21 protein-coding genes are annotated in these 24873 nt (G+C 46.6%); 14 read left to right on the top strand and 7 right to left on the bottom strand.

Going from position 1 to position 24873, the window contains the following annotated elements:
• Positions 1-69 precede the first annotated feature (69 nt).
• From rplU to DWX43_RS03465, 10 genes are all read left to right on the top strand, one after another.
• Entirely contained in the window at positions 70-378 is a 309-nt protein-coding gene (gene rplU, locus DWX43_RS03420) for a 50S ribosomal protein L21 (protein WP_109730354.1), read from the top strand.
• Positions 379-390: 12 nt separating this feature from the next.
• Entirely contained in the window at positions 391-732 is a 342-nt protein-coding gene (locus DWX43_RS03425) for a ribosomal-processing cysteine protease Prp (protein WP_109730355.1), read from the top strand.
• A 5-nt stretch (positions 733-737) separates the two neighbouring features.
• Positions 738-1022 carry a 50S ribosomal protein L27 gene (gene rpmA, locus DWX43_RS03430; RefSeq protein ID WP_109730356.1) on the top strand — a complete coding sequence of 95 codons (285 nt, stop codon included), beginning with the start codon at positions 738-740 and terminating at the stop codon, positions 1020-1022.
• A 241-nt stretch (positions 1023-1263) separates the two neighbouring features.
• Positions 1264-2547, top strand: a complete 1284-nt coding sequence (gene obgE, locus DWX43_RS03435) for a GTPase ObgE (protein WP_109730357.1) — start codon at positions 1264-1266, stop codon at positions 2545-2547.
• A gap of 16 nt (positions 2548-2563) precedes the next feature.
• Entirely contained in the window at positions 2564-2854 is a 291-nt protein-coding gene (gene yhbY, locus DWX43_RS03440; RefSeq protein WP_109730358.1) for a ribosome assembly RNA-binding protein YhbY, read from the top strand.
• 9 nt (positions 2855-2863) lie between these two features.
• Complete coding sequence (gene nadD, locus DWX43_RS03445) at positions 2864-3469, top strand: nicotinate-nucleotide adenylyltransferase (protein WP_118618793.1); 606 nt, start codon at positions 2864-2866, stop codon at positions 3467-3469.
• A 3-nt stretch (positions 3470-3472) separates the two neighbouring features.
• Entirely contained in the window at positions 3473-4042 is a 570-nt protein-coding gene (gene yqeK, locus DWX43_RS03450) for a bis(5'-nucleosyl)-tetraphosphatase (symmetrical) YqeK (RefSeq protein WP_109730360.1), read from the top strand.
• Between the two features lie 22 nt (positions 4043-4064).
• Positions 4065-4412: a ribosome silencing factor gene (rsfS, locus tag DWX43_RS03455; RefSeq protein ID WP_109730361.1), complete on the top strand. Its 348-nt coding sequence runs from the start codon at positions 4065-4067 to the stop codon at positions 4410-4412.
• Positions 4413-4433: 21 nt separating this feature from the next.
• A complete protein-coding gene (locus DWX43_RS03460) occupies positions 4434-5909 on the top strand; it encodes an extracellular solute-binding protein (RefSeq protein WP_182440606.1) in 1476 nt (491 codons plus the stop codon).
• A gap of 89 nt (positions 5910-5998) precedes the next feature.
• Positions 5999-8989 (top strand): EAL domain-containing protein, encoded by a 2991-nt coding sequence (locus DWX43_RS03465; protein WP_118618794.1) that lies wholly within the window; start codon positions 5999-6001, stop codon positions 8987-8989.
• A 118-nt stretch (positions 8990-9107) separates the two neighbouring features.
• Here the strand turns inward: DWX43_RS03465 and lexA are convergent, their stop codons facing one another.
• On the bottom strand, positions 9108-9722 hold the full coding sequence (lexA, locus tag DWX43_RS03470; RefSeq protein WP_109730363.1) for a transcriptional repressor LexA: 615 nt from the start codon (positions 9720-9722) through the stop codon (positions 9108-9110).
• A 225-nt stretch (positions 9723-9947) separates the two neighbouring features.
• Here lexA and DWX43_RS03475 point away from each other — a divergent pair, with 225 nt between their 5' ends.
• Positions 9948-10313 carry a LysM peptidoglycan-binding domain-containing protein gene (locus tag DWX43_RS03475; protein ID WP_109730364.1) on the top strand — a complete coding sequence of 122 codons (366 nt, stop codon included), beginning with the start codon at positions 9948-9950 and terminating at the stop codon, positions 10311-10313.
• 222 nt (positions 10314-10535) lie between these two features.
• Positions 10536-11603, top strand: coding sequence for a tyrosine-type recombinase/integrase (locus tag DWX43_RS03480; RefSeq protein ID WP_118618796.1), 1068 nt, complete (start codon positions 10536-10538; stop codon positions 11601-11603).
• An 8-nt stretch (positions 11604-11611) separates the two neighbouring features.
• Here the strand turns inward: DWX43_RS03480 and DWX43_RS03485 are convergent, their stop codons facing one another.
• On the bottom strand, positions 11612-12262 hold the full coding sequence (locus tag DWX43_RS03485) for a DUF4317 family protein (RefSeq protein WP_330582216.1): 651 nt from the start codon (positions 12260-12262) through the stop codon (positions 11612-11614).
• Positions 12263-12546: 284 nt separating this feature from the next.
• Here DWX43_RS03485 and DWX43_RS03490 point away from each other — a divergent pair, with 284 nt between their 5' ends.
• On the top strand, positions 12547-14799 hold the full coding sequence (locus DWX43_RS03490) for an excinuclease ABC subunit UvrA (RefSeq protein ID WP_118618798.1): 2253 nt from the start codon (positions 12547-12549) through the stop codon (positions 14797-14799).
• Positions 14800-14822: 23 nt separating this feature from the next.
• On the opposite strand, the gene DWX43_RS03495 is transcribed toward DWX43_RS03490, so the two are convergent.
• The 3 genes from DWX43_RS03495 to DWX43_RS03505 are packed head-to-tail and all read right to left on the bottom strand — an operon-like array spanning position 14823 to position 22060.
• On the bottom strand, positions 14823-19121 hold the full coding sequence (locus tag DWX43_RS03495) for a DEAD/DEAH box helicase (RefSeq protein ID WP_118618929.1): 4299 nt from the start codon (positions 19119-19121) through the stop codon (positions 14823-14825).
• Between the two features lie 10 nt (positions 19122-19131).
• On the bottom strand, positions 19132-21177 hold the full coding sequence (locus DWX43_RS03500) for a methyl-accepting chemotaxis protein (protein WP_118618800.1): 2046 nt from the start codon (positions 21175-21177) through the stop codon (positions 19132-19134).
• A 40-nt stretch (positions 21178-21217) separates the two neighbouring features.
• Positions 21218-22060 carry a hypothetical protein gene (locus DWX43_RS03505; protein WP_118618802.1) on the bottom strand — a complete coding sequence of 281 codons (843 nt, stop codon included), beginning with the start codon at positions 22058-22060 and terminating at the stop codon, positions 21218-21220.
• A 293-nt stretch (positions 22061-22353) separates the two neighbouring features.
• Between DWX43_RS03505 and DWX43_RS03510 the strand changes: the two genes are divergently transcribed.
• Positions 22354-23088 carry an ATP-binding protein gene (locus tag DWX43_RS03510; RefSeq protein ID WP_109730370.1) on the top strand — a complete coding sequence of 245 codons (735 nt, stop codon included), beginning with the start codon at positions 22354-22356 and terminating at the stop codon, positions 23086-23088.
• Between the two features lie 72 nt (positions 23089-23160).
• On the opposite strand, the gene DWX43_RS03515 is transcribed toward DWX43_RS03510, so the two are convergent.
• Entirely contained in the window at positions 23161-23808 is a 648-nt protein-coding gene (locus DWX43_RS03515; RefSeq protein WP_118618804.1) for a cytidylate kinase-like family protein, read from the bottom strand.
• 156 nt (positions 23809-23964) lie between these two features.
• Complete coding sequence (locus DWX43_RS03520) at positions 23965-24873, bottom strand: RluA family pseudouridine synthase (RefSeq protein WP_109730372.1); 909 nt, start codon at positions 24871-24873, stop codon at positions 23965-23967.

The raw sequence follows: 24873 nt of genomic DNA on the forward strand, positions 1-24873 counted from the left end.
ACAATGAGGTTTTGAAGTTCTGCCCTGCAGACACCGTAATTGGCGAGTAATGATAATAGGAGGTGCCATATGTACGCAATTATAGCAACAGGTGGTAAACAGTACAAAGTAGCCGAAGGCGATATCATTAAAGTAGAGAAACTTGGGGTAGAAGCTGGGGAAACTTATACATTTGACCAGGTACTTGCAGTGAACAATGACAAGCTTGTCGTTGGGAACCCGACAGTAGAAGGTGCAACAGTTACAGCTTCTGTAGTTGGCGACGGCAAAGGCAAAAAAGTTGTCGTTTATAAGTATAAGAGAAAATCTGGATACCATAAAAAGAATGGTCACAGACAGCAGTATACGGCAGTAAAGATCGACAAGATCAATGCATAATCTGGTGACAGAATGATTAAGGTAACCATTTATAAAACCGACAGGCACGAATATGTGGGATTCGATGCGCAGGGACATGCCGGGTTCGCAGATGAGGGCATGGATGTCGTATGCGCAGCAGCATCTGCACTGATTATCAACACGATTAATGCAATCGAAAGATACACGGATGATGAGACGTCCGTTGTAACAGATGACTCAGAAGATGCAGATGGACTGATTCAGTTTCGGTTTGTGAATCATCCTGCACATGACGCTGAACTGCTGTTAAAGACTATGATTCTTGGATTAGAAGAGATAGAAGACGACAGCGACTATGAACCATATATTGATATTATCTTCAAGGAGGTGTAATAACCATGATGAAATTGAACCTTCAGTATTTCGCTCATAAAAAGGGAGTTGGTTCTACAAGGAACGGACGTGATTCCGAGTCTAAGAGATTAGGCGCAAAGAGAGCTGACGGACAGTTTGTAAAAGCTGGAAACATCCTTTACAGACAGCGTGGAACTAAGATTCATCCAGGCGTGAACGTAGGACGCGGCGGAGATGATACACTGTTCGCATTAGCAGACGGTGTTGTTAGATACGAGAGAAAAGGCAGAGACAAGAAACAGGTTTCTATCTATCCGGTAGCTGAATAAGCGTAGCGTATGTGGCCTCAGACCTAACAGTCTGGGGCTTTTTATTATTTCACAGGAAGTACATCTTTTTATTTCCTGCAGGCAACGGGCCATTAACGGATATTTTTATGAAAAAGTTGTATACTGGTTATTATCAAAAGTGAATTATTCATAGTAAAAATACATGCGTTATGATATAATAAAAAAGATTATGAATTGGAAAATTCAGTAAATATAGCAAGAAGAAAAGGAAATAGATATTATGTTTGCAGACAGAGCTAAAATTTTTATCAGATCCGGAAAAGGCGGAGACGGGCACTGCAGTTTCCGCAGGGAGCTGTATGTTCCAAACGGCGGGCCGGACGGCGGCGACGGCGGAAAAGGCGGGGATCTGATATTTGAAGTAGACAAGGGGCTGAACACACTTGTAGACTTCAGGCATAAAAGGAAGTATGCGGCCGAAGACGGGGAACAGGGCGGTAAGCGCCGCTGCCACGGGAAAGACGGGAAAGACCTGATTTTAAAGGTTCCGGAAGGAACCGTTATTAAAGAATCCCGATCCGGTAAGGTTATCGCGGACATGTCCGGTGAGAACAGCCGCCAGATCGTCTTAAAAGGCGGAAAAGGCGGACTGGGGAACCAGCATTTTGCCACGGCAACCATGCAGGTGCCGAAGTATGCCCAGCCGGGACAGCCGGCGATGGAATTAGAAGTGAATATGGAATTGAAAGTAATCGCGGACGTGGGACTGATCGGATTCCCGAATGTCGGAAAGTCAACGCTGCTGTCCAGAGTGACAAATGCTGATCCCAAGATTGCCAACTATCACTTCACAACCCTGAATCCGAATCTCGGGGTTGTGGATCTGGACGGTGCCAAGGGATTCGTTATGGCGGACATCCCGGGACTGATCGAGGGCGCTTCGGAGGGAGTCGGACTCGGACATGAGTTCCTGCGCCATATAGAGCGGACCAAGATGATGATCCATGTTGTCGATGCGGCCGGAACGGAGGGCCGTGACCCGATAGATGATATTTATAAGATCAATGCAGAATTAGAAGCATATAATCCGGAGATTGCCAAACGTCCCCAGGTAATCGCGGCAAATAAGACAGATCTGATCTATAGTGAGGATGAAGATCCTGTAGAAAAGCTGAAAGCGGAATTTGAGCCAAAAGGAATGAAGGTATTTGCAATTTCCGGTGTTTCAGGAAAGGGAATCTCTGAACTGCTTTACTATGTCAGTGAACAGCTTCAGAACATGGACAGTGAACCTGTCATGTTTGAACAGGAATTCTTCCCGGAAGACGAACTCATCTACGACGACCTTCCGTACACGGTCACAAAAGAGGAAGATGCTTATGTAATAGAGGGACCGAAGATCGATAAGATGCTTGGTTATACGAATCTGGACTCAGAAAAAGGATTTGCTTTCTTCCAGAAGTTCCTCAAAGATGCAGGGATTCTGGATGAACTGGAGCAGGCAGGCATACAGGAAGGCGATACAGTAAGAATGTATGGATTACAATTTGATTATTACAAGTAACAGGAGATAAGAGAGAATGACGACAAAACAAAGAGCATATTTAAAGAGCCTTGCAATGACAATGGACCCGATTTTCCAGATAGGAAAGTCCAGTATGACACCCGGCCTGACGGCCGCAATCGCGGAGGCACTGGAGGCCAGAGAGCTGATTAAGATCAGTGTGCTGCAGAATTGTGCAGACGATCCAAGGGAGCTGGCTGAGATGGTTGCAGAGCGTACACGTTCACAGGTAGTACAGGTGATCGGCAAGAAGATTGTATTATACAAAGAAGGAAAAGACGACAAGAAAAAAATTGTTCTTCCATAGGGGGATAGTATGAAGATTGGAATTATGGGGGGGACCTTTGACCCGATCCACATCGGGCATCTGCTTTTAGGGGAATTTGCGTTCGAGCAGTTTGAACTGGATGAGATCTGGTTTCTGCCAAACGGAAATCCGCCCCACAAAGATACTGACGAGATGGATACTTCACTGGTACACAGAGTATCAATGGTCAAAGCAGCGATCAAGGGTGCTCGGCACTTTAAAGTTTCGCTTCATGAGGCAAAAGAGGGAGTTCATTATACCTATAAGACTATGCTGGAGTTTCATGAATTGTATCCCGGCAATGAGTTTTACTTTATACTGGGGGCAGATTCTCTGTTTTCTATTGAACAGTGGAAGTTTTTTAAAGAAATTTTTCCTACATGTACAATACTGGCTGCGATGCGGGATGACAAAGATGTAGGGGATATGCAGAAACAGATTGCTTATTTAAAAGAGAAATATGCGGCCGACATCGAACTGCTGCGCGCACCGCTTCTTGAGATTTCTTCAACTACGATCAGGGAACGGGCTGCAAAAGGGCTTACAGTCCACTATATGGTACCTGATGCTGTGGCTGCTTATATTAAAGAACATCATTTATATAAGGAAGGTTAAAGCATGACAGATATAACAGGAATTCGCAGAAAGTTAGAGAGAAAGCTGAAACCGGACCGGTATGAGCATACGCTGGGCGTCATGTATACGGCATCTTCACTTGCCATGCGTTATGGTGAAGACATCCGTAATGCACTGCTGGCCGGACTGCTCCATGACTGTGCAAAGTTCTGTTCGGGCAAAGAGCAGATGAAGCTCTGTGACGAGTACGGCATCCGGCTGACGGAATCGGAAGTAAAGATGCCGGCCCTGATACACGCACGTCTGGGCGCATATCTGGCGGAACATGAGTATGGGATCAATGAACAGGAAATCCTCGGGGCAGTCAACTATCACACAACCGGGAGGCCTGACATGACGCTTCTTGAGAAGATTGTGTATATAGCAGATTATATTGAACCGGGACGAATGGAGATTCCGGGGCTTACAAGGGTGAGAAAGGCTGCTTTTACAGATATTGATAAGGCTGTTGCATTAAGTGCGGGATCAACTATATCTTATCTGAAAGGGGCCAGAAGAGAGATCGACCCGATGACTGTTAAGACTTATGAATTTTATTATAAAGAATCATAAAAAGTAAAGGAGATATTGTTTTATGGATCAGGCAAGAGAAATGGCACAGATCGCCTACAGGGCACTGGATGAGAAAAAGGGAGAGGATATCAAGGTCATTGATATATCAGGAGTATCTGTTCTGGCAGATTATTTTATTATTGCGAACGGAAATAATGAAAGTCAGGTTAAGGCACTGGTTGACAATGTGGAGGAATGCCTGCATAAGGCAGGATATTCACTGAAACAGCGTGAAGGATATGGAAGCAGCTGGGTACTGCTTGATTTTGCCGACATTATTGTGCATATATTTGACAAAGAAAACAGGCTGTTCTATAACCTGGAGAGAATCTGGAGAGACGGAAAAGTTGTGGATATTGACACACTATAACAGAAAATGAATCAGGGGGAAATGCTGGTGAAAAGTATATATAGAACGGGAATCAGCCTGCTGACAGCGGCGGCTCTGATGCTGACGGCAGGATGTTCTGCAGCAGATAAAAAGGAGAGCAAAAAAGACAGCCTTCTGAATGCAGAAAAACCGGTATCAATTGAGGTATGGCATTATTATAATGGTGCCCAGCAGGATGCATTCAACAAGCTTGTGACAGAGTTTAATGAAGGGAAAGGAAAAGAGCTAGGAATCAAAGTGAAAGCCTCCAGCCTCGGCAATGTTGCTGATCTGGAAGAAAATGTGATAGCCTCCATAGACGGGAAAGTAGGGGCGAAGGAGATTCCGAATATCTTCGCTGCATATGCAGATACTGCCTATGCCGTAGACCAGAAGGGAATGGCAGTTGACCTGAAGGAATACATGACCGATGAGGAAATCAGTGAATACATGGACAGTTACATCGATGAAGGAAAGTTTTCTTCTGAAGATACCCTGAAAATATTCCCGGTAGCGAAAGCGACTGAAATATTCATGCTCAATGAGACTGACTGGGAGAAATTTGCCGATGCAACGGGGGCATCTCAGGAAGATATTTCTACAATCGAAGGGATCACAGCTACGGCACAGGAGTATTATGAATGGACGGACGGCCTTACCGATACGCCGGATGACGGGAAAGCATTTTTCGGAAGGGACGCGATGGCAAATTACTTTATTATTGGTGCAAGAGAACTGGGGGTTGAAATTTTCTCTGTAAAAGACGGCAAACCAGAATTGAATTTTGATAAAGATGTCGTCCGCAAGCTCTGGGATAACTATTATGTACCATATGTAAACGGTTACTTTGCTTCTTCAGGTAAATTCAGAAGCGATGACATCAAAACAGGAAACATCCTTGCATTTGTTGGATCTTCTGCAGGAGCTACATTTTTTCCGGATCAGGTAACTCTGGATGATGAGCATACATATCCTATTGAAATGAAGGCATTAACCTGTCCGAAGTTTGAAGACGGAGAGGACTATGCGGTTCAGCAGGGAGCCGGAATGGTGGTAATGAACAAAGAAGATAAGGCGGAAATAGAAGCATCCGTCGAATTTTTGAAGTGGTTTACAGACACGGAGCGTAATATTGACTTTGCGGTTTCATCCGGTTATCTTCCTGTAAAGAAGGAAGCAAATACAAAGGAAATGATTAACCAGAAAGTGGAAAGTACGGACAGCAGTGTGCTGCAGGTTCTGGATGCATCTCTGGACCAGATTGAAAATAATACGTTATACACTACCCGTGCTTTTAAGAACGGTACGAATGCACGCAATGTCCTGGAATATTCTCTTTCAGATAAAGCCGCTGCGGACAGGGAAGAGATACTTGAACTGATTCAGGGCGGCCAGTCCAGAGCAGAGGCGGTCAGCCGATTCGATACGGATGAGAACTTTGAAACATGGTATCAGGAAACGCTTACATCTCTGTCAGCACTTGTTGAGGCTGATTAAGCAGTATCATATCTATACATCTGATTTTATTCATGGTCTGAAATGATGTTTATCATAAGTGAATACGGAAAATAAAAGGAAGGAGATGAATGAGAATGAGTATGAAGCACCGGAAGGCAAAGCCTATCTTAAAGAGAATACTGATTCCCATGATTCTCCTTACTTTATTGGAAGTATTTCTGCTCTCGGGAACATTTATTTTCGGCGGAACGATAAAGGAACTGAATCAGAACGCGCGTGGTATCGTGCAGGGGAAAGTTCAAAACAGAAGCAGTTATTTACAGAATGAGATGCTGAATAACTGGTCAAATGTATCCTACACAGCACAGCTGATCAGTGCAAAAGCAGAGGAGCTGGAGTCAGACGGTATGCTGGACCTTTCAGCAGTAGGAGATAACTCTGAAGCCTGCTATCCCCTGGTGTCACAGATTTCAGGTTACCTGATCGACATGCTCCGCTCTAATAAAGTGACGGGGGCATTTGTTGTATTTAATACAGACAATCCGGACACACTGCGCGGGGCAGACCAAATCACAAAACCTGGTATTTATTTCAGAGACCTGGACCCGGAAACGAGCCCTTCTATCCGCAACAGTGACCTGCTCATAGAAAGAGGTTCTGTAGAGCTTGTACATAGCCTTGATATTGCAACAGACAGCGCATGGAAGCCACAGTTTGTATTCAGTGCCCAGAATCCGGAAACGATGAATTTGTTCCTGAATCCCTATGAACAGGGAGTCCTGAATCCAAAGGCGGATTCTCTGACGGAACTTGGATACTGGTCAAAACCTCATACGCTGACTGACGATGATAAGGAGATGATCTCCTACACTGTTCCGCTCATAACATCAGACGGACAGGTATACGGCGTGCTTGGGATGGAGATTACACTGGATTATCTTTCTACAATGCTTCCATATGAAGAGCTGATGAATGACAGAAATGATGCCTCATATCTGTTGCTTGTCAAAAATGACGCTGACGGAACGTACCAGACTATTTTTTCATCTGACAGCAGTTGTATACCACAAGGGGAGGAACTGCATATCAGGACCACAGAAGATGGCCTTCAGTATATTGATATGGAAGAGGAAAAGTTGTTCATTGATATTGATTATCTCCAGCTGTATGATTCCAATGGCCCGTTTGAATCAGACCACTGGGGTATTGCAGGTGTAGTCAGGGAACGGGACATTACGGAATTTTCCAGACATATCCTGAATTATATTGGTGTCGCAATTTTAGTTACGATCAGTATTGGTATTGGCGGAAGTATTCTGGTCAGTTTTATGATTTCCAGACCGATCCATATTGTTTCAAGAAATATGCAGCGCATGAATACCCAGAAAAAGATTCGTCTCCCGCGGACAAATATTTTAGAGTTTGACCAGATGGAGCGCTCGATTGAGAAGCTCAGCAGTGACGTGATAGATTCTGCCACTAAGTTCGCACAGATTCTGAATAAAGCAAGTATCCGCATTGCAGGCTTTGAACTGAATATGGAGTATAATACGCTGTTTATAACGGATGGCTTCTTCCACATTTTCGGTGAAAATGATGTCCCATCCCAGACGCTGGACATTAATTTATTCATTCAGGAAATGAGTTCATTTGATATATATAAGGAAGAAGAGAATGAAAGTTACGTTCTCTACAAGATCCCTTATGGGGAAAGAGACACATACATCAGGCTGAGCTATTCAAGGCTGGAAGGCCGCAGGATCATAGGCGTGGCAGAAGACATTACGAAGACAATCCAGGAAAAGCAGCTTCTCGAACATGAACGCGACCATGACCTTCTGACCGGACTGAAAAACAGACGGGCATTCCAGCGTATCATGCAGCAGTTGTTTGCGGGAGGTGAAATGCTCCTCAAGAAAGCAGCGCTTGTTATGATTGACCTGGATAACTTAAAGCAGATTAATGATAAATACGGGCATGATTATGGAGATAAATATATACAGGCCGCGGCCGACTCTTTCCGGAAGTATACGCCTCCTGACACTGTTATTGCACGAATTTCCGGGGATGAGTTCTATATGTTCTTCTATGGATACCAGACAGAGGAGGAGATCAGCCAGAAGATAAAACTATTCAGAGAAGGAATTGCCAAGGAGTATATTATGCTTCCCCCGATGCAGCGGGTGAGACTGAAGATGTCCGGCGGTATATCCTGGTATCCGAGAGATTCAAGACATTACGAGCAGCTGCTGCAGTATTCTGATTTCGCAATGTACCAGGTGAAGCATTCGACGAAAGGCGAGATCGGCGATTTTGATATCGGAGCCTACCACAGTGAAGAATATATTTCCCAGAACCGCCGTGAACTGACTGAACTGCTGGAAAGAGAAGAAGTTGAATATTTCTTCCAGCCGATCGTGGATGCGCGTACAGGCAGAATCTTTGCATATGAAGCACTGATGCGCGGGAAAATGCCAACACTGCGTAGTCCGGCAGAGATCCTCTCACTTGCACGGGAAGAACATAAGCTCGATAAGGTAGAAGATCTTACATGGAGAATGGCCACAAGGACATACATGCAGCATATCAGGGAACATAAAATAGATGATGACTGCAAAGTATTTATCAACTCTCTGGCTGACTATAGATTGAGTAATCAGGCACTCGAACGGATTGAATCAGAATGCAGGGGCTATTTAGACCACTTTGTACTGGAAATCACAGAAGACTCAGAGACAAATAAAGAGGCGATGGATGTGAAGCGGGTGATTGTAAACAGATGGAACTCTGATTTTGCCCTGGATGATTATGGCAGCGGCTACAATGGCGAGCGGATATTGCTAGAGCTTGCACCAAAATATATTAAGATAGACAGGGAGATCATCTTCGGGATCCATCTTAATACTGACAAGCAGAAGATTGTGGAGAATACAATTTCCTATGCGAAAGAGCGAAACATCAAAGTAATTGCGGAAGGAATTGAGACAGAGCAGGAGATGAAAAAGGTGATTGAACTGGGAGCCGACTATCTTCAGGGATATTATCTGGCCCGTCCGGATGCTGAACCACCGAAGATCAATGACTATGTCCTAAATCAGATCAGAGAATTTCAAAACTAATAAGTACTGTCAGTTAAAAACATCCTGTCTGAAGAGGAATTCCGATACTGGAATTACCAATTCAGACAGGATGTTTTTTATTTCATAAGAAAGTACTCCTATTATCATGGATCATTAATTAAAAGAAACGGAAGACACCGATTACTTTGCCCAGAATGGAAACATCCTTTACAATGATCGGATCCATATAATCATTCTCTGGCTGGAGGCGGCAGACGCCTTCTTCTCTGTAAAATGTCTTGACAGTGGCTCCATCCTCTATAAGGGCCACGACCATATCCCCGTTATCTGCAGTCTGCGCCTGCTCCACAAGGACCATATCACCATCCAGAATGCCCGCATTGATCATGCTTTCACCCTTTACGGTCAGCAGGAAGGTCTGTTTGTTTGGCATGAATTCCATTGGGATTGGAAAGTAGTTCTCGATGTTCTCCTGGGCGAGCAGCGGCTCTCCGGCGGCTACACGGCCGATAAGCGGTACGTTCACAACTTCACGTCTGGTCAGATTAAAAGTATCGTCCAGAATCTCGATTGCCCTTGGCTTCGTTGGATCTCGTCTGATATACCCGTTCTTCTCCAGCGTCTCCAGATGAGAGTGGACAGATGAGGTGGACTTCAGGCTGACAGCCTCGCAAATCTCCCTGACTGCAGGCGGGAATCCCCTTTCAAGAATCTGTGACTTTATGTATTCTAATATTTCCAGCTGCTTCTTGCTGATCTTCCCCTGTGACATACACGGAACCTCCTCATATTGTTAAAGTATATCTGATATGCTGTATAAATATAGTACCATAGGTCCTGTTAAAAAGCAAACACTTGTTACGAAAATACGTTCGAAAATACTGTTTAAACTATTGACAAACATGTGTTCGTGTACTATAATCTTAACTATGAAGAACAAATGTTCGACACGGAACGAGGGATCCAAATATGCAGTATGAATCAGGGGGAGATACAGATGAGAAGCCAGAAGTGTACAAAGGTAAAAGCAGTGAGACAGGACGATGGATTAAAAAAGAGAATCCTAATATGTATTGCCACAATATTTATCATATTTGCTGCATGTGCAGTGTTTGGCAATATACGGAGTTCTGCACATGGAAGCCGTTCAGAGAATCCTGTCAATTTTAAGTACTATACAAGCATAGAGATTCAGCCAGGAGATACTTTATGGGACATTGCCAAAGCATATATAACTGAGGATTACGATTCCGTACAGGAATACGTCCAGACACTGAAAGAAATAAATTCACTGAACTCAGACAAGATTAAAGCTGGTCAGAATCTGATCGTTGCTTATAATAATACAGAATTTGTAAATTAGATACGGTATCAATATACATCCCTATGTATTGATATATAAACTCACCCAGAGGCAGCCTGCCGGAGTCATCCGCATGGCTGCCTCATCCTATGTACAAAAAGAAGTATAGTAATAGCAATATATCTATACGACAAATACCGATTTTTCCAATAGATATGGACAGAAATCCGTATATATGGTATAATTATTCTTACATTCATTCATTAAGGGGGAATTATTCAGATGTCCACACAGGATTCTAAGACATACCATGAACAGACTTACATAGATAACACATTGCGCCTCAGGGAGATCCTTAAGACGATGCCGCCTTTTGCGAAGGATTATTTTCGTGCCATTGAGCCGAAAAGCTCTGCAAAGACACGGATTTCTTATGCCTATGATATCCGTATTTTCTTTCATTTCCTGATGGAGAATAATCCGGTTTATAAGAACTATAAGATGGACAAGTTCACAGTCAAAGATCTGGAACGCATTGAGCCGGTCGATATTGAAGAATATCAGGAATATCTGAAGGTCTATAAAGGGGACGGGAACAAACAGATCACAAATACGGAAAAAGGTCTGGCACGTAAAATGTCAGCGCTTCGAAGCTTCTACGCATATTTCTTTAAGCATCAGATTATCGATAAGAACCCCACCCTGCTTGTCGATATGCCGAAGCTGCATGATAAGGCGATTATACGTCTGGATACCGATGAAGTTGCCACCCTTCTGGAATACGTGGAACACGGGGGCGATGACCTGACCGGCCAGCGCAAGGTATATTTTGAAAAAACTAAGAATCGTGACCTGGCGATCTTAACTTTACTTTTAGGCACAGGGATCCGCGTTTCTGAATGCGTGGGACTTGATATCCAGGATGTGGATTTTAAGAATAATGGTGTGAAGGTTACCCGGAAAGGCGGGAACGAAATGGTTGTATACTTTGGCGAGGAGGTCGAGAATGCACTGAAGATGTATCTCTATACAACGAGGAAGTCCACTACTGCCCTGCCCGGCCATGAAAATGCACTGTTCCTTTCTACCCAGCGCAGACGGATCGGGGTACAGGCAGTTGAGAATATGGTTAAGAAGTATGCACGCCAGATCACGCCGAATAAAAAAATTACGCCGCATAAGCTCCGCAGTACCTATGGCACCGCACTGTACAAGGAAACAGGTGATATATACCTTGTAGCGGATGTTTTAGGGCACAAAGATGTGAATACTACGAAAAAGCATTATGCGGCTATCGATGAGAACCGCCGCAGGCAGGCGGCAGGGGCTGTTAAGCTGCGGGAACCGTAAAACGCAGGCTAAAGTCCTAATATTTTCAGTATTTCCGGGTGTGGATGCTTTTCATCTGCCTGAAAGACATCCACAAAATTCTGTGCCGCGCCCCCGTCATAGAAGGCGGGAAACAGAAAACCGCATTCCGGCTTATCCGGCTCATAGTCCCCTGCCAGAGGACATACCGCACAGATAATATACTCGAAGACCTCTTCAGATTCCCCCAGCCGCTCATGGTCTGCTGCCTTGGCCGGGATATCATACCGGTCGTGGAACACAAAAACTGCATACTCATGATCTGACTGGTAGGATTCAGCTATCAGTTCATAGAAGGTTTCCATCAGCGCATCATTTTTCAGTCCGCAGGTTTTCATACCCATAAGAAGCTGCCACATGCTGCCCGGTTTCATGGCGCGATCGGGAAATCGATACCTTTTCAGATTAACATTTGTTTCCGAAAAGGGAATTGCCTTGGCAATCTTAAGGTTTTTTCCCTTTTCCTGCGGAGAAAGTTTCAGGAAATTTGTATTAAATGTCCCGTCGATTTCTCCATCCTGATCCATATAGCTCCCCGCAATTCTCGTAACAGAGGATCTTGCCTGTGTCATGCGCCGGGTTAAAGCCAGCATATCCTCCCTGTTTATCATCTCGTTGTTAATCACGTTCATTACCTCCATAGTTCTTGGTGCCTGCCCGGCACATTTATTCGAATATTGCCGCTGTATCGTATATTATCTCATATCTCCCCTCCTCTTTGCAATTCCCTGAACAATAAATTCTTAACAGTATTGGGAAATTTACGTGATGGTAACTTGACTCTCCCACTGGGGGAGGGTGTATCCTGAACATAGCAGTCCGGCGGGAGTCTTCACGCTCCTGACCTGAGAAAGCAGAGAAAGTCAGGTTATTTTTTCTATGTACTGCTATAATGAACTACAATTTACAGAAAGAAGGGAATAACATGTCTTATCAGGATCACATTATCATCAAAGGGTTAAAGCAAAATAATCTAAAAAATGTATCTTTAAAGATTCCGAAAGGAAAAATCATAGTTTTTACAGGTGTTTCAGGCTCCGGAAAATCGAGTATCGTATTTGATACGATCGCTGCGGAAAGCCAGCGTCAGATGAACGAAACCTATTCCGCGTTCATCAGGGGGAGACTTCCGAAATATAAGAAACCAAGGGTCGATTTTATAGATAATCTTTCCGCTTCTGTCATCATTGACCAGTCAAGGCTGGGTGGCAATGCTCGTTCTACTGTGGGGACCATCAGTGATATGTATTCCGCAATGCGGCTGCTGTACTCACGCATTGGGAAGCCTTATGTGGGAACTGCATCTTACTTTTCCTTTAATGATCCGAACGGAATGTGTCCGGAATGCTCGGGTATCGGTAAGATTCTGGATCTGGACATGGACCAGGTGCTGGCGCAGGATAAAAGCTGGAATGAAGGTATGGTGCAGCTTCCGGCTTTCAGTGTCAATAACTGGTATTGGAAACAGTATACACAGACAGGTCTTTTTGATCTTGATAAAAAGTGGGCGGATTATTCAGAGAGGGAAAAGAATCTTCTGTTATACGGAGCTTATGAACGCGGCGGGAAGCAGGTAAACAAGAAAATAGAAGGAATCTACAATCACCTGAACCGGCTGCTCATTAAGCGTGATTTATCGTCATCCAGCGACCGATCCCTGATGCGCCTGAATAAGCTGGTGAAAGAACGGGAATGCCCTGTATGCCGTGGGAAGCGTCTGAATGAAGCAGCACTCTCCTGCCGGGTAAACGGGTACAGTATTGATGAGATGTGTGAGATGGAATTCACCAGACTATATTCTGTCCTGAGTGAGGTCAGAGACCCGCGGGGAGAAGCAATCACAGGCAGCCTGACGGCGTCCCTGAAGCGCATGATCGAGATCGGGCTTCCGTATCTGAGCATGAACCGGGAGTCTACGACTTTATCAGGTGGTGAGGCACAACGTCTGAAACTGGTGCGTTATATGGGGAGTTCCCTCACGAATATGATCTATATCTTTGATGAGCCCAGTACGGGAATGCACCCGAGAGATGTGCACCGTATGACCGGGCTGCTAAAGAGCCTGCGCAGTAAAGGAAATACGGTCCTTGTAGTGGAGCATGACAAAGACGTCATATCAATTGCAGACGAAGTGATCGATGTCGGTCCCATGGCAGGCCGCAATGGAGGCCGGATTCTCTACCAGGGGAGTTATGAAGGACTTTTAGATTCTGGCACCCTTACGGGAAATGCCATGAAAGAATATATTCCGGTCAAAGAGTACCCGAGGAAGGCGGAGCATTTTCTGCCCGTGCGCGGGGCGGCCCTTCATAATCTGAAAAATGTATCCGTGGATATTCCGACAAATGTGCTGACTGTTGTGACAGGGGTAGCAGGTTCGGGTAAATCCAGCCTGATCCGTGATGTTTTTGCCCGGGAATATGAAGACCGGGTGGTACTTGTAGACCAGTCTCCGATTACTGCTACCGGGCGATCTACTCCAGCTACATTTTTGGGCTTTTTCGACCACATACGTAAGCTGCTTGCAGATGAAAACGGTGTGGAGGCTTCCCTCTTCTCTTTCAACAGCAGGGGCGCCTGCCCGGCCTGCAAGGGAAGGGGTGTTGTCATTACGGAGCTGGTGTTTATGGATCCGGTGACTACCGTATGTGAAGCCTGCGATGGCAGCCGGTATAGTGATGAAGCCTTATCCTACAGATATAAAGGGAAGAACATGATTGATATCTTAAACATGACAGCGGAAGAAGCGGCAGAATTCTTCAGTGACAGCAAAAAAATCCATAAGCAGCTTCAGGCAATGATCGATGCAGGTCTCTCCTATCTGACACTCGGACAGCCGCTTTCCACCCTCTCCGGTGGTGAAAGGCAGCGGGTAAAGCTTGCAAAGTATCTGGATAAGAAGGGGAATATCTACCTGCTTGATGAGCCCACCACAGGCCTGCATGCTTCAGATGTTAAAAATATCATGAAACTTTTAGATGGTTTTGTAAGGCGGGGAAATACAGTCATTGTAATAGAACATAATCTGGATGTAATGAAGCAGGCAGATTATATCATTGATATCGGTCCTGACGGCGGAACAAACGGGGGAGAGGTCGTATTTACCGGCACCCCTCAGGAAATGGCTGATAACGCGGATACGATCACAGCCAGATACCTGAGAAAATCTTTGGAGTAAATCACTGCCTCTGCTGGAAAATCCTAACGGTAAAGCACATAATTCATAATCTCCCGGCTGAAACCTGCATTAATTAGTACATCTTTCATTTCATCGGGATATTCCCGGACAGTGATTCGGTTCTTTTCGGGAAAGATGGCTTTCGTCCTGAAAGTATAGACGAACTCTTTTAGTACCTGTCCGGCATCTTTTGTATCAAAGACCCTGAGCACCTTTCCCTGCCGTTCCAGTACCATGACTGGTCTTCCTCCATGCAGGGCGACTGCGGTCCCCGGTATATTCAGAAAGGAGCAGCCCTCCCTGTGTTCCAGGACCTTCCCCCATATCTGAACCGGGTCCGCGGCATTCAGCCAGATGATCTCTTCTCCGGGACGCCCGAGTGCCCGGATAGTCCCTTCATAGTCCTCTTTTCTTATAAACTGTGCCCCTGACAGCCCTTTTATGAAATATCCTCTGCGGACACGGCCGGTAATCTCCCATATCCGCAGCAGTTCCAGTGCATTGCCCCAGTCTGCGGGGCATCCTCCGGCTGTCTGCACCATATTCTGGCGCTGGAGGAGTGAACGCCGGAAGGTTTCCCTGCACAGGACGATATTTTCCTGAAAGAATGATTCCAGCAGTTCTTCCATGCTTTCTTTTTTCCGGGGCCGGATGATATCCCATCGTCCTGCGGAGAGTGCGGCGATCCTTGCATTGACCCGCGCTCTGGGGCCAGCCTTTTTGAGTTTGTCCTGATTGAGCCACTGCCTTACCGGGACGAAACTGTCGGCACATACAAGCCCCTTCTCGGCGAGATGGATGAGAAGTTCGCGGATATCTCCTGTTACCGGAAGTTTTGATAATGCTTTCAGGAAACTTGCACCGCGCCGCCGTAATTCCCGGTAGACAATTTCTTCTTCCTCTTCCAATGTCCTGTGGCTGACGGAATCTTCAACTGTCTGCGGATCTTCCCAGTCAATGTCCTCGTACCGGCAGAAAGAAAGGGTTTTATCGGGAGACATTTTCCAGAAATAATCCCCTTCTGTGAGAAGCCTATCTAAAAGCCCCTCCCGGTATTCATGGACTCTCCTCGGAAACACGATACTCTCCCAGTATGCTGCGGGAAGAGACTGTCCGCAGAACATTTCCGCGGTCTGCTTTAACTGGTCTGTGGAGGGTGCGTTGATCCTGACCCGGTCGGCCATCAGGGCTGCATAATGTGCAGGGGGCTGTGTCACGGCCTCTGTGCGGAGATTACGCAGGGTTGCTTTTCTTGCCCGGTCGTAAAGCTTTGCATGATAATAAAGTCCTTCCGCCTCTACGATTTCCCCGTGTGCACACAGCATTTCCAGCCAATTGTCTATACAATCAGCCTGGTCCGGAATGTAGCGTTTCTGAATCTGTTCTGCGGAGAACGGGCCACGGTAATAAAGCAGCCGCCGTATCATGTGCGTGCCGGATTCCGGGTCCTGATCTGTCATGGCTTTGGCATATTCCTTGTTCTGTTCGGCTGCGATCCAGAGTCCGGGCTCGATATATTCTGCCAGCCCCCGTGCAGCCAGCTCTTCCAGCCAGCCTGATACTTCTGCGGTGACGGTGGCTGAAATGCCGGAATGACTGGGAGTTTCATACAGCTTACCTAGTTCCGGTGCAGAAATATCGCCTTCAATCATCAGGAGCGTATGGAGTTCTTCCGCGCTTGCAGGTACTTTTTTCCTTTCCCGGACACGCTTCAGTTCCTCAGCGGAAGGCTTCAGTTTTTCCATCTCGTTCAGCTCGTCATATACAGCCTGGCGAATCCCCGGCGTTGTGGGAGTATATTCATACATCTCGGCCGCTTCCACGCGCCACTGCATTGGCAGGGACATGGGGGAAGGAAGGTCCAGATATAATTCCCGCACTGCGATCCGGCCGCTTCGTACCCCGTTTAAGACCTCCAGAAGCCCGTTTATATCCCATTGGTCTTCCAGACATTCCCTCGTGGTTTCGCGCATCAGGGGGTGGTCAGGCTCACGGACCAGTGTCTCAAGCATCTCTGTACTTCTAAGTCTCTGCATCCACAGGGGCTGCCTTCCGTTTTGCCGCATCCCCATCATCAGTGCCCTTGCAGCATTATAACGGAAAGTCATGTTAAATACCGGTGTGACAGGCAGTATCGTGCGAAGTATTTCTCTGACAGTATCCGGATCGATGGAAAAAAGAATATCTTCAGGCACGGTTTCCTCCCCGTAAGAGTACAGAAGAATGCCGTCTTCCTCATCTACACAGCCGATATTGCATCCCAGAGACTTTCGGACCGCATCCTGCATAAGAAGTGAAAGCGGGGCATTGATGCGTCTTCCAAACAGTGCATGTATCATTGCCTGATGACTGCCTGTTGAATCTTTAAAATGTTCGATGACGATGGTGCGGTCATCCGGCAGTACCCCTGCGGCCTTACGCTGTCTTTCCAGAAATCCTGCGGTATTTTCCTGTGCCGCTTCATCCATCCCGAGATGCTTGAGCTCATCCTTCAATGTCCCACGCTTATCTGCGTCAGAAAGAGTCCGCATAATCCGGCCGAAGGACAGACTGGTCTTTAAATCCCTTCCCTTGAGTTCCCCTTTCCAGAATGGCAGCCGTGCCCCTTCCGCATTTGTCTGGGTCACAACCACGGTATCTTTATCCAGACTCACGATCTTCCATGCAAACGCACCCAGAATAAAACGGTCCCCGCGCTGGGATTCGTAGACGAACTCCTCATCCAGTTCTCCCACCTTGACCCCATCCTCGGTCTTAGCCGTATATAATCCCTTGTCGGGAATTGTACCGCCTGCAGCTACGGAAAGCATTCTGCTGTACGAATCGGCGAAAACACGGTCATGCAGCCTGTCATACAGGATCCTCGGGCGAACCGGGATCTCCCGTTTATGTTCATAATCTCCTGCCAGCATTTTCAGGATGGATATGACATCCTGCCTTGTCACTTCCCTGAAAGAATAGGTGCGCGCAAGGATATCCATCACCTCATCCACTGTATAGGCGGTGCCCGCAGGGGTCTTCCCAGTCGTTTCGGAGTCCTTTGTCTTGCCGGCGTCTGTATCAGAGACTGCCGCCATAGAAACCAGATGCTGGGCGAGCACATCCAGACAGAGCCTTGGCGGCCTGGCCAGTTCCACACCGCCCTCCCTTGCAATCTGGGCCGTCATGCCACAGAAGAGCGTCTCGGGTGACGTACGCGGGTACATGTACATCACACTGACTCGGCCCGGACTGTGCCCGGCTCTCCCGAGACGCTGCATGGTGCTGGAGATGGTACGGGGACAGCCGATCTGGAGGACCTGGTCAATATCTCCTACATCGATTCCGAGTTCCATAGATGAGGTGGCGCACAAAAGGCGCAGCGTACCGCTTCGCAGGGCATCCTCTGCCTCACGGCGCTGTTCTTTTGACATGCTGCCGTGGTGTACGCGTGCAAAATCTTCTCCAGCCAGCTGATTCACATAGTATGCCAGTTTTTCCGCATACCTCCGCCCTTCTGAAAATGCGATAACGCTTCTGCACTGCAGGCATCGCTCATAAACCTTTCCGGCAAGCTCTTCCCAGACAGGATCTTTCTTCCGGCCGGCAGAAGGGGTGAGGCCGTCCACTTCAATCAGGACCTCCTTGCGCATGGAAGGGGAAATGATATCAGCCGGCTCTGTAGATAAATAGGAAGCCGCGGTTTGAAGAGGCTCTATGGTTGCCGAGAGACCGATTCTTTGGAGGGGCACTTTGCAGAGATGGTCCAGTCTGGCGGCGGAAAGCATCAAATGGGCCCCGCGTTTTGTGTCAATCAATGCGTGAAGCTCATCAATAATCAGGGCTTTTGCCGTCCGAAGGACGTTTCTCCCGGTCCTGCTTGTCAGCATGAGGAACAGAGACTCCGGAGTGATGATCAGGATATGGGGCGGATGCTTGATCATCCGCTGACGGTCTTTCTGGGGCGTATCGCCTGTTCGTATTCCCACACGTATCTTCCCTGCGCCCTCCCCGCCCGGCGTGTTAGTGATACCATCCAGTGGAGTATTCAGATTCTCACGGATATCTCCGGCCAGAGACTTTAAGGGGGATACATAGATCAGATACAATTCATCCTTCAGTTCATCTTTCGAGGCAAGATCCTGCATGCGGTCAATAAATACAAGAAATGCAGATAACGTCTTCCCTGTCCCTGTCGGTGCACTGATCAGGACCGGCCTGCCGGATGCTATGGCAGGCCATGATTCCTGCTGGACTTTTGTTGGGCTGCCGAATCGCCCCTGAAACCAGGAGGCAGTCGGCGGAGAAAATAATTCCATACTGCACTTACTGTCTTTTTTCATCTTTACTACCTCAATTATCCTGCATTTCGAATTTTGCAATCAATTCTTCCAGAAGGACCGCCTGGGCGGAAAGTTCTTCGCTGGCAGCGGCACTTTCCTCTGCAGTAGCGGAATTCCCCTGTATGACGTTAGAGATCTGGGAAATTGCCCGTGTGATATGTTCGACAGAATCTGCCTGTTCACTGGAAGCTCTGGTGATTTCAGCCAGTGCTTCTGCAACTTCCCCGGCCCCTTCTTTGACATTCTGAAGGGACATGGCTGTTTCGTCTGCTATCTGTACACCGTTTTCCACGATATCCAGAGAACTGTCAATCAGCGTGCCTGTAGTTTTTGCTGCCTCAGAACTCTTGGCAGCCAGATTTCTGACCTCTCCGGCCACTACGGAGAATCCTTTTCCTGCATCACCCGCCCTGGCAGCTTCGACAGCAGCGTTTAGAGAAAGAATATTTGTCTGGAAAGCGATATCTTCGATGACTTTCAGGATGCTTCCTATCTTGAGTGAACTCTCCTGAATCTCCTTCATTGCTTTGAGCATCTCCTGCATCCGCCGGTCACTCTCCACGGCTTCCATTCCAACAGCGGCCGCCTTTTTGCTGGCGGTATCTGAATGATCGGCATTTGAACTGACCTTGCGGGATATCTCATGTATACTAGCCGCGAGTTCTTCCACAGTCCCAGCCTGTTCAGAAGCGCCCTGGGCAAGTGACTGAGCACCGTCGGAAACCTGTTCAGAACCAACTGAAACCTGTTCGGCAGCTCCCCTGATCTGTTTCAGAGTTGTATTTAGAGATTCAATAATTTGCTCGAGGGCATTCCTGATATCCTGAAAATCTCCGACATAATTCCCCTTCACAGCAACATCCAGATTTCCGTGTGAAATCTCCCCGAGTATGTAGGAAATATCCTGAATCATCTCCTTTAATGAATGGATTGCAGACCGGGTGCTGTCCGCCAGAAGTCCGATCTCATCATTGCGCATGGTCTTAAGCTCCACATTCAGATTCCCCCTTGCAAACTCCTGCATTCCTCCGCTGATCTCCGATAAAGGTTTTGTAATCCTACGGATAATCGTAATGATGATAAACACCAGCAGTGCAAGCACTACAATGGCCAGAACAGCAAGAATAGATATGAGGTGGTTGCGTGTCGCATTCATCTCAGAAACCGGCAGCGTGGCAATAGCCAGCCAGCCGGTTGTTTTACTGTCTCTGAACACAGAGGTGTACTGGTTACCCTGGTAAGTGAAATGATAGTTACCATTATAGTTTTCTTTTACCTTTTGTTTATATTCATCCGTGATATCAAGCTCGTCTACATTTTTATTTACAGCTGAAGGGTCATTGCTGTATACATATACATCATTATTTGAAATCAGTTCCATATATCCATGTTCTCCGACATGGATACCGGATATCAGTTCACTCAGGCTGTCCAGTGTTACATCCAGACCCATGAAGCCTGCTATTTCAGAATTATAATATACAGGTGTTACGATCGTAACAACGGTTTTTCCTGTTATTCCGTCAACATAAGGGTTGGAGATTGCTGTTTTCTTTTCCGACAGGGCCAGATGATACCATTCCAGGTCATCTAAACCGGCCTTTCCGTATTCGCCGGAAGGGATGACGTAGCAGTCTGTTCTTTCATCGGCGATCCATGCCTGGAGCACCTGCTCGTCCTCAGTTGCCGCCATAATATTGTTCAATTCCTGTGTAACATCACTTAGATATTCATAGTTTCCGATATCATCGGGGGTTGAAACGGCATGAAAATATTTGCCGAAAATACTGTCATTTTCATAAAGGCTGACTATGGAAATCTTTCCGCTGAAGAAATCATCGACAACAGAAACGGCATAATCAGTCTGTGCGTCTATCAGTTTAGTATTTAAGCCCGATATGGAGCCTGAAGCCATAAGGCCGGCAATGGTGATCATACCAATCAGTGCCGGTACAAGAACAGCAAGCAGACTCCAGCTGATTTTCCGGCTGATGCTGCTATGCTTCCCAGCTGTCTTCTTCGCAGGTATTTTTTTTGATTTTCTGTGACTGGACATATTTATGAACCTCTTCTTCTTTTTTGTATAGTGTGCACACTTATTTTGTCAGGAAACCGTATTCCACAGTTCCGTTCTCCCATGTGCCTGTGATGCGGTATACATACCCGGAGAGGGCATCTTTTATCACAAATCCTTCGCTGTCTTTTGTAACGGTTACCATTTCACTGCCGGGAACCTCGTCACCGTCCTGATAGGTATCCATAAGTCCGGACGGCCATCTCTCGGCCGTGATACTCTCCGGCTCTGCTGAAAAACATAATGTCAGGTCTGTACCGTGTTCCGGATCCAGCGTCATGTCGGCTATATTCTTCCAACTGAGGATAAATGCAGAATCCGTTGTAACAGACTGGGTCTGCCCGTTCTCATCTGTATACGTCCATTGAAAGCCGCCCTCCGTTATATAGGTGTAAACATTCATGGTGTCTGTCCTATATTCGATACCAAGATGCGGCCTTTCAGATGGATCCGGCTCCTGATAGATCTGGTCCACGATGTTCTGATACTGGTCGGCATCGGAAGGCTTCCCCCGTTTTGTCACTTCTATCTTCGTGACACCCGGGTACTGGCCCGGATAAGATTCCAGCATGATGCCGTTCCCGTAAATGGTCAGCAGATCCCCTTTTTTCAAGTCTGATTCCGTAATCCGGCTCCCATCGGTATCATAGATATCCTCGGGCATCGTTACACAAAAGACACTGCCCGTGTCCTGATCTACCATAACATGGGAATTTTCGCCGAAAGGAACATACATGACAAGATTCTTATTCGTTCCGGTAGTTTCAGCCCCCCTGTGAGTATGCTGCCATATTAAGATGCCTGCGGCTGCCAGCAAGGCAAACACAGCAATTCCTGCGGTCAGCCATTTTTGTTTTCGATGCATATTTATCTTCCCCCTTTCCTGAAAATCCATCCTGATTCATGCAGTATAATAGATTCATTATAGCATACAATAATCGGCCGGCACAGGCCCCAAAACAGTTTTCTTTTGTATCTTTTTGTCAGTATAATCATATGTAAATGAGATCATAGAGTTATCATTCAGACCAGATAGGCGGAAGAAGCCCGCACTTATGCAAAATAAGTATTGTATTTCGATGGCAGGGAATTTATAATAGAAAAGTCGTACAGGATTTATCTAACACGCTCCAATACATAAGAAAGAGGATTATAACGATGCAGTTACAGAGATTACTAAGCTTTACAAGAAAAGCCGTTGATGAATATGACATGATTCAGGAAGGGGACCATATCGCGGTCGGGATATCCGGCGGCAAGGACAGCCTGACCCTGCTCTATGCCCTGCATGGTCTGAAGCGGTTCTATCCGAAGCACTTTGAACTCAGTGCAGTGACCGTGGACTTAGGTTTTGAAAATTTTGACCTGAGCCCGATACAGGATTTGTGCAAAGAACTTGGGATTCCTTACCGGATCGTAAAGTCCGAGATATACCATATACTCTTTGATGTGCGCAAGGAGGCGAATCCATGTTCATTGTGCGCAAAGATGAGGAAAGGGGCACTAAATGATGCTGTTAAGGAAATGGGATGCAACAAGGTGGCATATGCGCACCATAAAGATGATATCATAGAAACGATGCTGCTCTCGCTGATCTTTGAGGGGCGTTTCCATTCCTTTTCCCCGAAAACATATCTGGACCGCATGGACCTGACTGTGATTCGTCCTATTATGTTTATTGACGAGAAAGACGTGATCGGGTTTAAGAATAAATATGACCTGCCGGTTGTGAAGAGTAAATGCCCGGTGGATGGTTATACGAAGCGGCAGTATGCCAAAGAGCTCGTAAAGCAGCTGAATGAGGAACACCCGGGAGCCAGGGAAAGAATGTTTCATGCAGTCTTAAACGGGAATATCAAGGGATGGCCGGAAAGAATCCCACATATAAGATAAAATGAAAATACCGGGAACAGAAACATAAGGGCAGGGAATGAAAGGTTCACTTCATTCCCTGCCCTGTGCTTATTATAGCTTCTTATCTGCTGCAGTAATATCCTGCTTCAATGCAATATACTGTTCGATTGCCTTCGCTGTACCTTCGATCCCAAGTTCGGAACTGCTTAAGCAGAGTTCGTAGCTCTCGGAATCGGACCACTTTTTATTCGTATAATAGTTATAGTAGCTTGCACGCTTCTTGTCTGTCTTAATGATCATATCTTTCGCCTTGGCATCCGTAAGGTCATAAATCCTTGCGATACGGCGGATACGTGCATCCAAATCTGCATGGATGAATACACTGACTACATTCTCATAAGATTCCAGTGCGTAGTCTGCACAGCGTCCGACCAGAATACACGGTCCTTCGTCAGCAATCTTCTTAATTGCATCAAACTGTGCAAGAAAAACCTTATGATTGATGGGCATATCGGAATATGTATTCCCCGGATAACCCATTGAATACGTATCCATTACCAGAGAATACAGGAAACTGTTCGTTGGTTTCTCATCGTGGGATTCAAATATCTCTTCACAAATCCCGCTCTCTTTTGCAGCTCTTGCAAGCATCTCTTTATCATAAAGCTTGATTCCAAAATACTCTGCTACTTTGTAGCCGATCTCGCGCCCCGCGCTGCCATACTGTCTGCCGATTGTAATAATTGTGTTTGTTTTCATATAAGTCACTCTCCTTTGCGTCAAACCAGGCGTTGCCATCCGTTTTCGGATAACCTTATTAGTATTATACAAGATGGTGCAGAAATTTACAAGAAAAATCCTGTTTATTGTGCAAATTCACCAGTTGATGGCGAACGTATATGCTATAGTACGGGCTTATTGACGCAATTTCCGAAGGAGTTCTTCAAAGTAGGCGGGCAGGGGGGCATCAAATTCCATGTATTCTCCTGTGCGGGGATGTTTAATTCCGAGTACTTTGGCATGGAGGGTCTGCCCTTCCAGTTTGAACGGGCATTTGACGGGACCATATACCGCGTCCCCGAGGATCGGGTGGCCAATGCTGGCCATATGCACGCGGATCTGGTGGGTGCGTCCGGTTTCCAGCTGGCACTCGATATATGTGTAGGCTCCGAACCGTTCCAGTACTTTATAATGCGTGACAGCCGGCCGGCCATTTGGCGCATGGGTACTCATCTTCTTCCGGCTGACCGGGTGACGCCCTATGGGGGCGTTGACAGTACCTGTATCTTCTTTTAAGTTTCCGTGTACGATGGCGTGGTATTTTCTTGTAATACTGTGATCTTTCAGCTGTTTAGCCAGAGACTGGTGGGCCAGGTCGTTTTTACAGATGATCAGAGAGCCGGTGGTATCCATGTCGATCCGGTGTACGATCCCGGGTCTGGATACGCCGTTGATACCGGAAAGGTTGTCCTTGCAGTGAAACATAACCGCATTTACAAGCGTCTGGCTGTAATGGCCCGGTGCAGGGTGCACGACCATTCCCTTCGGCTTGTTGACGATCAGAATATCATCATCTTCATACAGAATGTCTAGAGGGATATCTTCCGGTACGATGTCAGGTACTTCCGGATCCGGCAGGGAAACTGAAACAGCATCCCCGGTATTGACTTTATAATTGGATTTGACCTGATTTCCATTTACGGTAACAAGATGCTCCTTAATCAGCTTCTGGATGTGGGAGCGGGAGACATCGGGCATTTCGTCGGAGAGGAACCTGTCGATCCTGCTTCCGGGGACTTCTGCCGTAAAGTTCAATTCTTCCAT

The organism is Clostridium sp. AF19-22AC (genome assembly GCF_003479085.1).
Classification (GTDB): Bacteria; Bacillota; Clostridia; order Lachnospirales; family Lachnospiraceae; genus Faecalicatena_A; species Faecalicatena_A orotica.

Excerpts from the sequence above, each read along its gene's own strand:
- nadD (WP_118618793.1), top strand. The coding sequence starts at position 2,864 with ATGAAGATTGGAATTATGGGGGGGACCTTTGACCCGATCCACATCGGG.
- DWX43_RS03490 (WP_118618798.1), top strand. The coding sequence starts at position 12,547 with ATGTCTTATCAGGATCACATTATCATCAAAGGGTTAAAGCAAAATAAT.
- DWX43_RS03460 (WP_182440606.1), top strand. The coding sequence starts at position 4,434 with ATGCTGGTGAAAAGTATATATAGAACGGGAATCAGCCTGCTGACAGCG.
- obgE (WP_109730357.1), top strand. The coding sequence starts at position 1,264 with ATGTTTGCAGACAGAGCTAAAATTTTTATCAGATCCGGAAAAGGCGGA.
- DWX43_RS03500 (WP_118618800.1), bottom strand. The coding sequence starts at position 21,177 with ATGTCCAGTCACAGAAAATCAAAAAAAATACCTGCGAAGAAGACAGCT.
- DWX43_RS03485 (WP_330582216.1), bottom strand. The coding sequence starts at position 12,262 with ATGGAGGTAATGAACGTGATTAACAACGAGATGATAAACAGGGAGGAT.
- DWX43_RS03515 (WP_118618804.1), bottom strand. The coding sequence starts at position 23,808 with ATGAAAACAAACACAATTATTACAATCGGCAGACAGTATGGCAGCGCG.
- yhbY (WP_109730358.1), top strand. The coding sequence starts at position 2,564 with ATGACGACAAAACAAAGAGCATATTTAAAGAGCCTTGCAATGACAATG.
- DWX43_RS03480 (WP_118618796.1), top strand. The coding sequence starts at position 10,536 with ATGTCCACACAGGATTCTAAGACATACCATGAACAGACTTACATAGAT.
- DWX43_RS03495 (WP_118618929.1), bottom strand. The coding sequence starts at position 19,121 with ATGAAAAAAGACAGTAAGTGCAGTATGGAATTATTTTCTCCGCCGACT.
- DWX43_RS03520 (WP_109730372.1), bottom strand. The coding sequence starts at position 24,873 with ATGGAAGAATTGAACTTTACGGCAGAAGTCCCCGGAAGCAGGATCGAC.
- DWX43_RS03475 (WP_109730364.1), top strand. The coding sequence starts at position 9,948 with ATGAGAAGCCAGAAGTGTACAAAGGTAAAAGCAGTGAGACAGGACGAT.
- lexA (WP_109730363.1), bottom strand. The coding sequence starts at position 9,722 with ATGTCACAGGGGAAGATCAGCAAGAAGCAGCTGGAAATATTAGAATAC.
- rsfS (WP_109730361.1), top strand. The coding sequence starts at position 4,065 with ATGGATCAGGCAAGAGAAATGGCACAGATCGCCTACAGGGCACTGGAT.
- DWX43_RS03505 (WP_118618802.1), bottom strand. The coding sequence starts at position 22,060 with ATGCATCGAAAACAAAAATGGCTGACCGCAGGAATTGCTGTGTTTGCC.
- rplU (WP_109730354.1), top strand. The coding sequence starts at position 70 with ATGTACGCAATTATAGCAACAGGTGGTAAACAGTACAAAGTAGCCGAA.
- yqeK (WP_109730360.1), top strand. The coding sequence starts at position 3,473 with ATGACAGATATAACAGGAATTCGCAGAAAGTTAGAGAGAAAGCTGAAA.
- rpmA (WP_109730356.1), top strand. The coding sequence starts at position 738 with ATGATGAAATTGAACCTTCAGTATTTCGCTCATAAAAAGGGAGTTGGT.
- DWX43_RS03425 (WP_109730355.1), top strand. The coding sequence starts at position 391 with ATGATTAAGGTAACCATTTATAAAACCGACAGGCACGAATATGTGGGA.
- DWX43_RS03510 (WP_109730370.1), top strand. The coding sequence starts at position 22,354 with ATGCAGTTACAGAGATTACTAAGCTTTACAAGAAAAGCCGTTGATGAA.
- DWX43_RS03465 (WP_118618794.1), top strand. The coding sequence starts at position 5,999 with ATGAGAATGAGTATGAAGCACCGGAAGGCAAAGCCTATCTTAAAGAGA.